Annotated in this window: 14 protein-coding genes; 12 read left to right on the top strand and 2 right to left on the bottom strand. The window is 39.7% G+C overall.

Translation table 11 applies throughout. The annotated features are described in order from the left end of the window. The first annotated feature begins 92 nt into the window (after positions 1-92). Positions 93-1,010: an AEC family transporter gene (locus tag BN1356_RS08800; protein WP_245620328.1), complete on the top strand. Its 918-nt coding sequence runs from the start codon at positions 93-95 to the stop codon at positions 1,008-1,010. A 45-nt stretch (positions 1,011-1,055) separates the two neighbouring features. Then, positions 1,056-3,620 (top strand): GBS Bsp-like repeat-containing protein, encoded by a 2,565-nt coding sequence (locus BN1356_RS08795; protein WP_093651027.1) that lies wholly within the window; start codon positions 1,056-1,058, stop codon positions 3,618-3,620. Positions 3,621-3,876: 256 nt separating this feature from the next. Here BN1356_RS08795 and pepT read toward each other — a convergent pair whose 3' ends face one another. Next, positions 3,877-5,097 carry a peptidase T gene (gene pepT, locus BN1356_RS08790; RefSeq protein WP_093651026.1) on the bottom strand — a complete coding sequence of 407 codons (1,221 nt, stop codon included), beginning with the start codon at positions 5,095-5,097 and terminating at the stop codon, positions 3,877-3,879. An 11-nt stretch (positions 5,098-5,108) separates the two neighbouring features. After that, a complete protein-coding gene (locus BN1356_RS08785; protein ID WP_093651025.1) occupies positions 5,109-5,927 on the bottom strand; it encodes a Cof-type HAD-IIB family hydrolase in 819 nt (272 codons plus the stop codon). A gap of 135 nt (positions 5,928-6,062) precedes the next feature. On the opposite strand from BN1356_RS08785, the gene BN1356_RS08780 reads away from it, so the two are divergent. The 10 genes from BN1356_RS08780 to BN1356_RS08735 all read left to right on the top strand — a co-directional run bounded on the left by BN1356_RS08780 (position 6,063) and on the right by BN1356_RS08735 (position 14,371). Continuing rightward, positions 6,063-6,545, top strand: coding sequence for a hypothetical protein (locus tag BN1356_RS08780; protein WP_093651024.1), 483 nt, complete (start codon positions 6,063-6,065; stop codon positions 6,543-6,545). Positions 6,546-6,557: 12 nt separating this feature from the next. Beyond that, positions 6,558-7,832: a DUF2130 domain-containing protein gene (locus BN1356_RS08775; RefSeq protein ID WP_093651023.1), complete on the top strand. Its 1,275-nt coding sequence runs from the start codon at positions 6,558-6,560 to the stop codon at positions 7,830-7,832. Between the two features lie 14 nt (positions 7,833-7,846). Continuing rightward, positions 7,847-8,296 carry a GNAT family N-acetyltransferase gene (locus tag BN1356_RS08770; protein ID WP_093651022.1) on the top strand — a complete coding sequence of 150 codons (450 nt, stop codon included), beginning with the start codon at positions 7,847-7,849 and terminating at the stop codon, positions 8,294-8,296. A 23-nt stretch (positions 8,297-8,319) separates the two neighbouring features. Beyond that, on the top strand, positions 8,320-9,201 hold the full coding sequence (truB, locus tag BN1356_RS08765; RefSeq protein WP_093651021.1) for a tRNA pseudouridine(55) synthase TruB: 882 nt from the start codon (positions 8,320-8,322) through the stop codon (positions 9,199-9,201). A gap of 73 nt (positions 9,202-9,274) precedes the next feature. After that, entirely contained in the window at positions 9,275-10,195 is a 921-nt protein-coding gene (locus tag BN1356_RS08760; protein WP_093651020.1) for a bifunctional riboflavin kinase/FAD synthetase, read from the top strand. A gap of 83 nt (positions 10,196-10,278) precedes the next feature. Further along, entirely contained in the window at positions 10,279-11,541 is a 1,263-nt protein-coding gene (locus BN1356_RS08755; protein WP_093651393.1) for a bifunctional folylpolyglutamate synthase/dihydrofolate synthase, read from the top strand. A gap of 90 nt (positions 11,542-11,631) precedes the next feature. Next, complete coding sequence (locus tag BN1356_RS08750; RefSeq protein ID WP_093651019.1) at positions 11,632-12,033, top strand: Spx/MgsR family RNA polymerase-binding regulatory protein; 402 nt, start codon at positions 11,632-11,634, stop codon at positions 12,031-12,033. Positions 12,034-12,040: 7 nt separating this feature from the next. After that, on the top strand, positions 12,041-12,319 hold the full coding sequence (locus tag BN1356_RS08745) for a UPF0223 family protein (RefSeq protein WP_093651018.1): 279 nt from the start codon (positions 12,041-12,043) through the stop codon (positions 12,317-12,319). Then, entirely contained in the window at positions 12,309-13,067 is a 759-nt protein-coding gene (locus tag BN1356_RS08740) for an inositol monophosphatase family protein (RefSeq protein ID WP_093651392.1), read from the top strand. Before BN1356_RS08745 ends, BN1356_RS08740 begins: the two co-directional genes overlap by 11 nt. Continuing rightward, a complete protein-coding gene (locus BN1356_RS08735) occupies positions 13,064-14,371 on the top strand; it encodes an RsmF rRNA methyltransferase first C-terminal domain-containing protein (protein WP_093651017.1) in 1,308 nt (435 codons plus the stop codon). The genes BN1356_RS08740 and BN1356_RS08735 overlap by 4 nt, the downstream gene beginning before the upstream one ends. Positions 14,372-14,385: the final 14 nt, after the last annotated feature.

Here is a 14,385-nt window from a genome sequence, read left to right as displayed (position 1 = left end):
TGTCAAGCAAATATATAAAAAAATAATACATGTTAGAAATCGCTTACCGATATAGCTGATTTATGGTATAATGTAGGGGATTTCAGGAGGTTATGATGGGAAACATTATGGTTCGTGCGATTGGTTTTATTTCCATCATCGCTTTAGGTTATTTTTTGAAAATAAAAGGTGCCCTTAAAAAAGAGGATGCCAAAGTTTTGTCCACTATTGTAATGAATGTTACTCTCCCTTGTGCCCTTTTAAGTTCAGTATCGGCTATCAAGTTGGGGTCAAGTATTTTTATTCCTTTGGCTTTAGGACTTTTTATGAACCTCGTTATGGACTCTATTGGATATTGGGAGTCCAGAAATAAAGGTATGATTGCTAAAACTGTTGGTTTGGTTCAAATTTCTGGTTATAATATTGGAACCTTTACCCTCCCTTTTGTTCAAGCTTTTTTTCCAGCATCCTATTTAGTGCCGGTTATTCTCTTTGATACAAGTAATGCTCTCATGGTTCTTGGTGGGAATTTTACCATTGCGGCCAATCTCAATCGGAATAAAGAAGCCATGACAATTGGAGATATTATTCGCAATCTCTTTGGATCGGTTCCTTTCGCGGTTTATATTTTGGCTTTTACATTGGCTGCCATCGGGATTCAAATTCCTTCCTCAGTTTTATCGATTACATCTATTGCAGGAAATGCTAATCCTTTCATGGCTATGTTCATGTTGGGGATTATGATTGATTTCAAATTAGAAAGACAAGATATTTTTGATCTCTTTCGTTTGCTCGCTTTGCGTATCTTTGTAAGTGGGTTTGCAGCTCTTGTTTTTTATTTTGTCTTACCAGCTCCACTTATTGTTCGCCAAATGCTAGTCATTTGTGTATTTTCTCCTATTTCAGTAGTAGCACCGGTTTATGCTATGCGACTGGGGAGTAAAAGCTCACAACCAGCCAATCTCAATTCACTCAGTATTTTAACCAACCTTATTATCATGACCATTTTGGTCCTCATCTTTGCAAGCTAAATTTCTTATGAATGAACAGAGCTTGCCTCATTTTAGGAGTTATTTATGAAAATCAGAAAATATCTAATTTTAGGTGCCATTTCATCCATTCTACTTGCTCAAGTAAATGGAGCAAGACTTGTGCTTGCAGAGAATTTTCCTGAGCAACATGTTATTGTGGCAAAAAATCATCAAGAAATTTCAGGTCGTTATACTATTGGATTTGAAAATGAAGAAATGATTATTCGCTTTTTACCTCAAGTTCAGCAATTCGCTAATCAAAGTATTCAAGAAATTAATTTGAAAGTAGGAGTAGCATTTGATCAAAAAAAGGTATCCTTTAAGGAAGTTGAAGAAGGCTGGTTTGAAGCCAGGTTGGCTCAGAATTTTGTTCAAGATCAGGAACAATTAGCAATCGAAGTAAAAACAGACAAGCAAGAGAATTATATTTTTGAAAAGTTAGCCTATGAATGGCCAGCCCAAGAAGTGACAAGTACGGAGCTTTCACAAACAACTTTGGCTCCAATCACTTCAAGTGAAACAAGTGTGGCTACAAGCAGTTCAGAAATCACTAGTGGAAGTAACAGTGAGGTAAGAAGTCAAGAAACTCCTACGCCTAAGGAAGTAAGAGAAGCAGCTAGTCCCAGTGTCTCCTTGACGGCTCAAGAGGCCAATGGAAAGTTCGATGTTTTGGCCAGTAACCTGAGTCGTCCATCGGAAATTACAGCTGTTCGAGTCGCGATTTGGTCTGAAAAGAATGGTCAGGATGACTTAAAATGGTATCCGATGCCCCTTAGCAATAACTCTGGAAAACTGACAGTGGATATTAAAGACCACAGCAATCAGTCGGATAACTATATTGTTCATGTCTATGTATACTATAAAACAGGTGATAGTGTTGGTATTGATGCGGGAAATATTGCTATCGTAAAGCCTGCTGCTAAGAATCAGTTGACTGCTCGCTTCAGCTTAAAGGGGTTGGAAGTAAATCTTGTGTCGAATCAGGTTTCCGATTACCGTAAGGTCAGGTTTGCCATTTGGGGTGAAAAAAATGGTCAGGATGATTTGAAATGGTATTCTGCTTCAGCAAATGGCTCAATCAATTTGCCTTATACTAGTCTGGCTGGCCTTGATAACTATCAAGTTCATGCTTACATGGACGAAAATGGTAAGATGCTTGGTTTGACGACAACAAGTGTGAGAATGGAAATGCCAGCGGTAACCTCGAATGTTACTAAGATCTCTGAAGCTCAGTACAAGATTGAAGTGAAAAATGTTCCTGATTATGTGACCAGTCTTCAAATTCCGGTTTGGTCTGAAAATAAGGGTCAAGATGATATACGCTGGTATACTGCCAACAAACTATCCACTGGCAACTATGAACTAAAGATTCAACTTAGTAATCATAACTTTGATACAGGTAAGTATCAGGCCCATCTCTATGCCATGACCAATTTTGGCAAGAATATGATGGGTTTAGCAACAGTTAATAATTTTCAAGTGGATCCGCTCAGTTCACCGTCTGGCACCATTGCTATTACAAATGTCAATACCCAGCTTATGCGTTTTGATGTCATTGTATCAAATGTTGTTGCGCCAGGAGGACTTCAATCTGTTCAAGTGCCAGTTTGGTCAGAAGTCAATGGTCAAGATGATATCAGATGGTATAGAGCGGACAAACAAGCTGATGGTAATTTCAAAGTGATGGTCTCTATTTCCGATCATAACTATAGTTTTGGGCGTTACCATGCTCATGCATATTTACTTCTTGGCAATAGTCAAATGGTTGGGGTAGGAGCAAGTAGCCTTCAGATCGATCAACCGGTAAATGTTACTAAGATACAAGCTACTTATCAGGGAATGGGAAATTACAGTTTAATCATGAGTCCGGTTCTAACTACAGGGCGTCTCAAATTTGCGATTTGGTCAGAAGTCGGTGGTCAAGATGATATTCGTTGGTACGATGCTTACCGTCAACAAGGTGTTGTCTTTGCGGGAGGTTTTAATGCTCAAAATCATTCTGGAACAGGTCTTTACCATATTCACGCCTACGAGGAAGTCAATGGGCAGATGAGAGGACTGGGAACAACAACCATAAACGTTGCCAAATCTTACTATAATGCACCTTATTATTCACAGTTGGATCCAAGATGGAGTGGTATTCGTTATGGTGCATGGAACTTTGGACCGTCCGGCTGTGTTCCAACATCTATGGCCATGATTATTTCAGGTATAAGTGGCAGTACCGTATCGCCTGTTCAGGTTGCTAACTATCTGCACTACAATACTCTGGAATACAACCGAAATTTCTTTGGTACTAGTTCTCGTGGGATTGTCATGGCAGCAAGAAACTGGGGATATAGTGCTTCAGGTCTTAATTCCTATGGAGAATTGGAAACAGCTTTAAAACAGGGCTACTATGTCGCTGCAGGTGTTGGTCCGAGTCGATATGTCCTTTCAGGTGGCCATGAAATTGTCCTAAAAGGCTATCAGAATGGAATGACTTATGTGTTAGATCCATATAATCCAAACAATAATGGTTGGACAAGTTTAGCCTATATTTGGAGTATACCAAGTACTGACCCAATTGATAGAACTGAAGGGATGCCCTTTATTCGTATATCAGATTAATACTCAAAGAAAATTAAAAGTAAATCAGGCAAAACAAGTCAGGCAAAACAAGTCAGGCATATCTGGTTCTGGGCAAGAACTTTTAACAAAGTTTAATTTTAAGTATAAAAGAAAAGAGGCTAGGGAAAATATGAATCCCAGCCTCTCTTTTGAAAATTAAATACTTTAAAAGGTACCGGAAATACCTTATTAATTGCGTTGGTTCTTTATTTTTTTGTGAGTTTTGGTCTTTTTATCTAAACTCTTTTTACTTGATTTATCTTGCAGCCACTATTCCTAAAATAACATCAACAGCTTTTTCCATTGTTTGAAGACTGACAAATTCAAATCGGCCATGCATATTTTCTCCACCAGCAAAGAGGTTTGGAGTAGGAATGCCCATGAAAGATATTTTTGATCCATCTGTTCCACCGCGGATTGGCTCGATAATCGGCTGGATGTCCAAGTCTTCCATAACTTTTTTAGCAATTTCAATCGGAGTCATATCTTTCTCAATGATTTTTTTCATATTGTAGTACTGGTCATGGAGATGAACAATGACGCGTGCTGTATCAAAAGCAGCATTCATCGTATCTGCAATATTCAGAATCAATTGCTTGCGGGCTTGGAAGTCCTCATCTTCAAAATCACGCACGATATAACTAGCTTGAGCCTGGTCGACACTTCCTGAGAGATCCATCAAGTGGAAGAAACCTTGGTAAGCATCTGTTTTTTCAGGACGATCTGTTTCTGGAAGGGCATTGTGGAAATCAATTGCCAATTGAAAGGCGTTAATCATCTGATCCTTAGCTGAACCGGGATGGACATTACGGCCAAGGAAATCAATTTTGACACCAGCAGCACTGAAGGTTTCGTACTGGAGTTCACCAAGCGGGCCTCCATCAACGGTATAGGCAAAATCAACATCAAAGTCTTCTACATCAAACTTATCAGCCCCGACACCGATTTCTTCATCAGGACCAAAACCAACACGGATTTCACAGTGTTTGATTTCTGGATGAGAAACTAGATATTCCATGGCTGTCATGATTTCTGCAATCCCTGACTTGTCATCGGCACCCAAAAGGGTTGTTCCATCAGTTGTGATTAAGGTTTGCCCATGGTAGTTATCCAGTTGTGAGAAATCTTTTGGATCAAGGCTATAGCCAGAAGTCCCAAGAGAGATTGGAGAACCATCATAGTTTTCAATGATTTGAGGAGCTACGTCTTCAGCGTTAAAATCAGCTGTATCCATATGTGCAATAAAACCAATTTTACGCGTCAAACTGAGATCATTGGCAGGCAGAGTTCCAACAGCAAAACCGTTTGGTAAATAATGGACATCCTGTAAGCCAATTCGTTTCATCTCTGGTAAAAGGATATTTTCAGCAAATTCAACCTGATTTTGAGTGCTGGGTGTTGTAGTCGACTCTTCATCTGAACGCGTATTTTCTTTAACATAGACCAAGAAACGGTCCAAGAGTGTAGGGTATTTCATAATTCCTCCAATTAAATTTTATTTAAAATCCATTTGTCGATAGTAGCGGCAACGCCATCATCATTGTTGCTGAGAGTGATGTCCGATGCAAGAGCTTTTATATGATTAGGAGCATTATCCATGGCAATGGCTAATCCTGCGTATTCCAACATTTCGGAATCGTTATTCGCATCTCCAATAGCCATGACTTGATCAGCAGTTAATCCTAGTTTTTTGGTTAAGGACTCAAGAGCAGTAGCTTTGCTGACTCCTTTAGGCAGCATTTCATAAATGCTAGGTTGAGAAAGGACGGCATTAAAGCGTTGACTGAGTTCTTTGTCATTCTTCTCTAAAAATTCCGTAACCAATCTTGGATGACCAACAAACTTCGCCAGAAAAAATGGTTGAGGGTGAGTTTTTGTTGCTTCAAGATTGATTGTCCGAGGAATCAGAAAAATTTGACGGGTATCTTCAATAATATCTGGGTTGGCCTCTTGCTCAACCACATAGTAATGATCAATATCACAGAGAGTCAAGGGTAAGTCATATCCTAGAGAAAAGTTATTCAGATAATCAATATCATCTCTTGTCAGAGCCTTGTAATCAAGCAGAGACCAATCGCTAGTTTGATGGATAGCACAGCCATTATTAAGGATGACAAACTCATTTTCGGCATCCAGTCCCAATTCTTCAAAATAGGGCTTGACCCCACTCAAGATACGGCCCGTACAAAGAACTAACTTTATGCCCGCATCAACTGCCCGGTGAATCGCAGCAATATTGGCAGCACTTATTTTTTTCTGGTCATCAAGGAGGGTACCATCCATGTCCAGAGCTAGTAGTTTTATCATAAAAACCTCCTATTCGCACTATTTATAGTATAACATACTCATGACAATGCTTACAGAATGAGATGAACTTTTTACGCCAGTCTAATTTTTTGATATAATAATAAAGAAGAAATTGTTGGTAAGCAGGAGAGAAGTATGAATATTGACTTAGAAGATCTGGGAAAAAATTATAAACTCCGAATAGACTATGCAATTGGTGCATCTTTGTTAGATTCTTGGAATTTGCTTGCTAGTAATCAGGGTTTTGCCAAGTGCTTTCCCCAGTTGACATTAGAAGCTAAGAAGAATCCTCAACAACTCCTTTTTCAAGAAGGGGATTTTCGAGAAGAGATGGCCATCCTAGCCTACAAGAAGCAGGAAAAAATAGCTTATCAGTGGGATTCTGCAGTCGTCACCTTTACTTTCAAAGAAGTAGGCGAAACTGGTCATATTTTTTTTGAAGAAGTGATTCCAAAAGATTTCGGAAATGATTGGACCAATGCTCAGAAAGATATGACGGGCTGGCTGGTTCAAAACGAGACGCTGCTCGCTATCCTAAACGGAGATACCGAAATAGATGTCAACCTAGCCAGAGAAAAATGGCGGACCTTTGTGGCAGAGCAAGTAGAAGTAAAGTAAAAGAGGATCAAGATGAATCAAATAAAGTGCCCACATTGTGGGACCGCCTTTCAAGTCAATGAAACAGAATATAGCGAACTATTGAGCCAGGTCCGCACGGCGGAATTTGAAAATGAAATCCATGCTCGATTGAGCCAGGAGCTAGCCTTAGTGGAAGAAAAGGCTAAGAATGAACAACAAAAAGCTCTTGAGCAAAAAAACCTAGAAGTCCAGGCTCTCAAGAACCAGATCGAGCAGTTTGAAACTCAAAAAGAATTGGTTAAAAAGACCGCTGAGCAGGATATGTCTGCCCTTTTGACAGAAAGAGACAAGGAAGTCCAAACCCTTCAAAATCAACTGCAACAACTTCATCTAGAACACCAAAATGAGCTACAAGTGACTCTATCCCAACTTGAGAAAGAACGAGATGCTGTCAAAAATCAACTCTTGCTTCAAGAAAAGGAAAGCGAGTTAGCCTTATCGTCTGCCAGAAGTGATTTTGAAGTTCAGCTTAAAGCTGCCAATGAACAGGTAGAGTTCTATAAAAACTTCAAGGCCCAACAATCGACCAAGGCGATTGGAGAGAGTTTGGAAAATTATGCTGAAACCGAGTTTAATAAGGTTCGTTCTTATGCCTTTCCACGCGCTTCCTTTGCTAAGGATAACCAAGTTTCAGGATCTGGTTCTAAGGGAGATTTTATTTTTCGTGAAGCGGATGAATCGGGTGTCGAATTTATCTCCATTATGTTTGAAATGAAAAATGAAGCAGACACTACAAAAACGAAACACAAGAATTCAGACTTCTTCAAGGAGTTGGACAAGGACCGTCGTGAGAAAAAGTGTGAGTATGCCGTCCTAGTATCCATGCTGGAAGCAGACAACGAGTATTACAATACAGGGATTGTGGATGTGAGTCACGAATACGACAAGATGTATGTCATCCGTCCACAGTTTTTTATTCAATTAATTGGACTTCTTCGTAATGCTGCCCTTAACAGTCTCCACTACAAGCAGGAATTGGCTCTGATTCGTGAGCAGAACATTGACATCACGCATTTTGAAGAAGATTTGGAAATTTTCAAAAATGCTTTTGCCAAGAACTATAGCTCCGCTTCGAGCAACTTTAAGAAAGCCATCGATGAAATCGACAAGTCTATCAAACGCATGGAAGAAGTCAAACGCTTCCTCACTACAAGTGAAAACCAACTTCGTCTAGCCAACAACAAATTAGATGATGTTTCCGTTAAGAAACTAACTCGTAATAATTCTACTATGAAGGCTAAGTTTGACGAGTTGAAAAAACAGTAGGAATGTGATTGCATATGAAAACTAATCTTATCATCAGACCGTATCAAATAGAAGACTGCAAACACTTATGTCCATTGTATGCTCAATTAGGTTATCCAGTTTCAGTAAAGGGATTAGAACAACGCTTATCAAAGCTATTGACCCACGATGATTACCATTTTTGGATTGCTGCCATTGATGAATATCCAGTCGGGTTCATTGGTTTCGCAAGAATGTACATGTTTGAGGCAGACGAAGACTATATCCGCATTTTGGCTTTAGTGGTTGATAAGGATTACCGTAGAGAAGGGATTGCCGCAGTCTTGGTTGAAAAGATTAAACAATTTGCTAAAGAAAGTGGTGTCCAGTCACTTGCTCTTAATTCTGGCATCACAAATGAACGTGAATCTGCTCATCTTTTCTATCAAAATCAGGGATTTGAAAAAAGTAGTTTTGGCTTTAAATGCCGTCTATCCTCTCCTTAAAAAGTTTATGGTATAATAGCAGAATGTTAACAGGAATTATCAATTTGAAAAAAGAGGCTGGCATGACCAGTCATGATGCGGTTTTTAAACTGCGTAAGATTTTAAGAGAAAAAAAGATTGGTCACGGAGGGACGCTTGATCCAGATGTGACTGGTGTCTTGCCCATTGCAGTTGGAAAAGCTACTCGTATGATCGAATACATGCAGGAGGAAGGTAAAATCTACGAAGGGGAAATAACCCTCGGTTTCTCAACAACAACAGAAGATGCTAGTGGGGACCTTGTCGAAAAGACACCTGTCTCTACTGTTTTAACAGAAGAAATGGTAGATCAGGCTATGGCGACTTTCCTTGGCCAAATCGTACAAATTCCACCTATGTACTCAGCTGTAAAAGTTGATGGACGAAAACTGTATGAGTATGCGCGTGCGGGTCAGGAAGTGGACCGACCAAAACGGACCATTCAGATTGACTCTTTCGAGCGGACGAGTCCTCTATCCAGAAATGGTGAATTGGTTACCTTTACATTCCGTGTTCGTTGTGGTAAAGGAACCTATGTCCGTACTTTGTCAGTTGATTTAGGTGCCAAATTAGGCTATGCCAGTCATATGTCAAGACTAGAGCGCACAGGTTCTGCTGGTATGGAACTAAAAGATGCCTTGACTCTTTCTGAAATTGCTGACTTAGTAGAGAAAGAAGATTTCTCCTTTCTCCGTCCTATTGAGCAGGGAATTGGCGATTTACCAGTTGTTGAATTGAGTGCAGAGCAAGTGACAGAAGTAGGGTTTGGTAGACGCATCTCCTTAGATAGCGAAAAAGATTTAGTGGCTGGTTTTCAGGCCGACAAACTGATAGCTATTTTAGAAAAGAGAGATGCTCTTTACAAACCTCGAAAAGTAATGATTTAGGCTGACCTTTGGTCTGCCTTTTTAAAATCTAGCATCTTGCTATAATAGCTTGAAAAAGATATAATGAATTGTTATGGAAATTGTAAGAATTGAAGATAAGAAAAAGATAGAGTCAGATCAGGAAACTGTACTGGTTCTGGGCTATTTTGATGGAATCCACTTAGGGCATAAGGCACTTTTTGACAGGGCCAGAGCTATTGCGGATAAAAAAGGCTTGACCGTATCTGTTTTAACCTTCCCTGAAACACCTAAGTTGGCTTTTGTTCGTTTTCATTCAGATTTGCTTTTGCAACTGACCTGTCCTGAGAAACGCTTTTCCCTTATGGAAAAATACGGCGTTGATTATCTCTACATGACTGATTTTACTAGTTCTTTTGCCAAACAGACACCACAAGAATTTTTAACAAATTATGTTGAAACTTTGAATGCTCGTGTGCTTGTGACAGGTTTTGATTATCATTTTGGCAATAGTCGTGCAGATGTGACCGTTCTCGGAACTCTCTTTGATGGCCAAGTTGAGGTCATTGATGAAGTTCAGCTAGAGGGGGAAAAAATTTCATCCAGCCGCATTCGTGAGGCCATTCAAAAGGGTCAAGTAGCAGAAGCCAATCGCCTTTTGGGCTATGAATTTACAACAGAAGGTATCGTTGTTCATGGCGACGCTAGAGGTCGCACCATTGGTTATCCAACTGCAAATCTGGCACCGTTTGAACGGGTTCATCTACCAGGTGAAGGCGTCTATGTTGCGGATGTCCTCATTGCTGGTCAGCGCTATCGCTCAATGGCCAGCGTGGGTCGTAATGTCACTTTTGATGGAACAGAAATGCGGATTGAAGCTCATGTTTTTGATTTCAAAGAGGATATTTACGGGGAAAAAATAACAATTATTTGGCTGGATAAGATTCGGGATATGGTCAAATTTGATGGGATTGAAGCGCTCATGAAACAAATGCAGAGCGATGAGGAAATTTCTCTGAACTGGAAAAAAGAATAGGCACATAGACCGGCTTCAGGCTGGTCTTTTTTCCTTGAAAAAATTGTGCTATACTAAGAAAAATAGTGTGAGGAGATGAGATGATGGACTATCAGGAAAGTTTAGAGTGGATTCATAGTAAGTTGAAATTTGGCATCAAACCGGGAATAGAACGGGTCAAGTGGCTCTTACAAGAATTAGGCAATCCCCAAGATAAGGTAAAAGGTGTCCACATCGTTGGGACCAATGGCAAGGGATCAACGGTCAATTATTTACAAAATATATTCACAGCGGCTGGCTATGAGGTTGGTACTTTTACCTCCCCTTTTATCATGGATTTCCGGGAGCGTATCAGTCTAAACGGTCAGATGATTTCAAAGGAAGACCTGACAACTATGGTCAATCTGATTAAGCCAATTGTTGAGCGTTTACCGCTGGAGACTCCTTGGGAAGCAGCAACCGAGTTTGAAATTATAACGGTACTCATGTTCCTCTATTTTGGAGAGATTCATCCGGTTGATATTGCATTTGTCGAAGCGGGTATGGGTGGATTATATGATTCTACCAATGTTTTTCAACCTTTGGCAGTTATCTGCACCTCTATTGGTCTAGATCATCAAGCTTATTTGGGAGATACTCATGCGGCCATAGCAGAAAATAAAGCAGGGGTCCTAAAAAAGAGAACACCTCTTATTTATGCCAGCAATCGTGGAGATGTTTCACATGTTTTTGAGGAAAAGGTTCGTCAACTATCTGGCAAAAGCTATTTATTGGGTCGTGATTTCTTTTATAAAAATGTAGGAGATGATTTTAATTTTTATCTTGAACAGAAAGTACTAAAGTCGGTTTCACTTGCCATGCCAGGACAACACCAGAAGGACAATGCTAGCCTTGCTATCATGACAAGTCTCTTCTTAAAAAAAGATTTTCCAAACCTTACCGATAGTATCATACTTTCAGCACTTTCAAATAGTCGCTGGTTGGGGCGGACAGAGTTTATCAGACCAAATCTTATGATTGACGGAGCTCATAATAAGGAAAGTATCCAGGTTTTGGTGGATTTGCTGAAAAGTAAGTATGCAGATAAAAAGATTCAGATTCTTTTTGCAGCCATTTCAGGTAAACCGATTGATGCCATGTTGGAAATGCTAAATTCTTTTGCTGGTTTGACAGTAACGAGCTTTGATTACCCAACAGCCTTGGAGTTGAAAGACTATCCAGGTCGCTATAACCGAGTTCACTCTTGGCAAGATTGGCTGGAAACGGTAGACCAAGATAGCAGGAATTTGTATCTCGTAACTGGCTCTCTATACTTTATCTCTGATGTTCGACAGAGTTTGGTTGGGTCAACTGAAAAAAACAAGTAAAAATTATCGGCGCTGACCTTCGATTTTCCCTTGTAAACATCTTTAGACTGGTGTATAATATAGGAGAGAAAATTGTAGAAAGGTGAGCTTATGATTACATTATTTTTATCACCGAGCTGTACTAGCTGTCGAAAAGCCCGTGCTTGGTTGTCCAATCATCAAGTACCTTTTACAGAACATAATATTATGACAAGTCCTTTGACAGCTGACGAGTTGAAAAATATTTTAGCCCTGACAGAAAACGGAACAGATGATCTGATTTCGACACGTTCAAAGATTTTTCAAAAATTAAATGTTGATGTAGATGAATTGTCCATTTCTCAGCTAATCGATCTTATTGAGACCTATCCAAGTTTACTTCGTCGCCCTATTATTTTGGATAAGAAACGGATGCAAATTGGTTTCAACGAAGATGAAATTCGTGCTTTTTTGCCACGAAATTATCGCAAACAAGAGCTGAAGAATGCAACCTTGAGAGCAGAGATAGGATAGATTAGATATGAAAGAAAATTATTCATATCCACTTGATTTTACGTGGAGCACTGAGGAGATTTCCTCTGTGCTTTCTTTTTTAAATCTGGTGGAAAAAGCATATGAAGGTGGAGTGGAGGCCAGTATGTTATTGGACCGCTATGCAAAATTTAAAAAAGTTATCAGGAGTAAAGGTGAGGAACGACAAATCGATCGAGATTTTCAATCCGCTTCCGGTTACTCAACTTATCAAGCGGTAAAAGCTGCCCAGGAGAAACAGAAGGGAGTTGTTCGACTTGGAAGCTAAGTATACTTTTGCAAAGAAAATTGTGGCTGAGGCTGGGGAGTTCTTAAGGCAACATCTTCATGACAATCTTAAGATTCAAATCAAGTCCCACTTTACTGACTTGGTTACCCACTTGGATCAACAGGTAGAAGCAGATCTTAGCCAAAAGATAGTGGAAGTCTATCCTCAAGATAAGATTTTGGGTGAGGAGGGAACATCAGATGTTTCTATGACAGACGGAAACGTTTGGATTATTGATCCCATTGATGGAACGACAAATTTTATTGTACAGCAGGAAGATTTTGCGATTTTAATAGCATATTATGAAGAGGGATTGGGTCAGTTTGCCATCATTTATGATGTCATCAAAGATGAGATGATTCATGGCGGAGTTGATTTTCCTGTCTGTCTAAATGATGAAGTATTGCCTGCTTTCAAAGATAAAGAACTGGAGCAAGGACTAATCGGGCTTAATACGGGACTCTATGCTAAAAATGTTGATGGTTTAGCTAATTTAGCTAACCATACCCTAGGAACTCGCTCCTTTGGCAGTGCGGGAATTGGGTTTGCTAGAGTCCTTAAAGGACAGTTGCTTGCTCATGCATCCTATTTGTTTCCATGGGATTATGCAGCTGCTTGTATTCTCGGTCCATCTCTGGGTTACCAATTGATGACAACGGAAGGAAAAGAAGTATCCTTCCAAGGTCGTGAAATGGTGATTTTACTACCCAAAATGAAAGAAAAGGAAATCAGAAGTTTATTACGATGACACACTTATCGAGTGATTTTATTGAAAAATACACCAAATTGCTGGCTGCGGAGGCACCGGCATTTTTTGAGACTTTTAATGAAGAAGCTGTTTCTGCTTTTCGAGTCAATCCTCTTAAAGAATCCCAACAAATATTTCCAGATAAGATTCCAAATATGGACTGGTCCTATTATGGAAAAGTTTCTGGAAAATCGCCTGAACATGTGACTGGACTGGTCTATTCGCAGGAACCCGCTGCCCAGCTTGTCGGACAAGTTGCTAAGCCACAAAAAGGAATGAAAGTCTTAGATTTAGCTGCTGCACCTGGTGGCAAATCAACTCATTTGCTATCTTATCTTGAAAATACCGGGATTTTGGTCTCAAATGAAATTTCTAGCAAGCGATCGAAGATTTTAGTTGAGAATATTGAGCGTTTTGGAGCAAGGAATGTATTGGTTACTAATGAAACGGCTAATCGCTTAGCACAAGTCTTTCCAGCCTATTTTGACATGATTGTCTTGGATGCACCTTGTTCCGGAGAAGGAATGTTTCGCAAAGATCCTTCTGCCATGGACTACTGGGATAGTGACTATCCTACAAAATGTGCTACCTTGCAAAGAGAGATTCTTGAGTCTGCTATGCATATGTTAGCAGCAGGTGGTTACTTAGTTTATTCTACTTGTACGTGGTCCCCAGAAGAAAATGAAGAAATTGTTTCATGGCTTTTGGAAAACTATGATGTAGAACTTGTATCCATTGAGAAAATCAATGGCATGGTAGAAGGACTGACCTATCCTCAAACAGCTCGGATGTATCCACATCGTTTTAAAGGAGAAGGTCAGTTTGTTGCCAAGTTTCGATTCAATGGTGATCCTATAAGTAAGAGAGTAAAAAGTGGAAGATCTAATCTCACGAAAGAACAATCTCAACTCTGGCAGGCTTTTGCAAAAGAAAACCTAAAGGTTAACTTTACTGGCTTGCTCCAAGTTTTCGGCGACCAACTTTATCTGCTATCTGATGGTTTGCCTGACCTGTCTAAAGTAAGGATTGCTCGCAATGGTCTTCATCTGGGAGTTTTTAAAAAGAAACGATTTGAACCAAGTTATGCCCTTGGCCTAACTTTAACCAGTAAAGAAGTCCTTAGAAGAATCGACATTTCTGAGAAAGATTTTGTGGACTATGCTACTGGAAATACCCTTTCAGTTTCAAAAGAATTGCCCAAGGGTTGGTATCAAGTTGCCATAAAAGGAAATGGTTTAGGTTTTGCAAAAGTAGTGTCTGGAACCTTGAAAAATAACTTCCCAAAAGGGCTTCGTTTTCACTGATTTCTATAGAAGAA

It is taken from the genome of Streptococcus varani (assembly GCF_001375655.1).
Classification (GTDB): Bacteria; Bacillota; Bacilli; order Lactobacillales; family Streptococcaceae; genus Streptococcus; species Streptococcus varani.
This window is presented reverse-complemented; position numbering and strand designations above follow the sequence as displayed.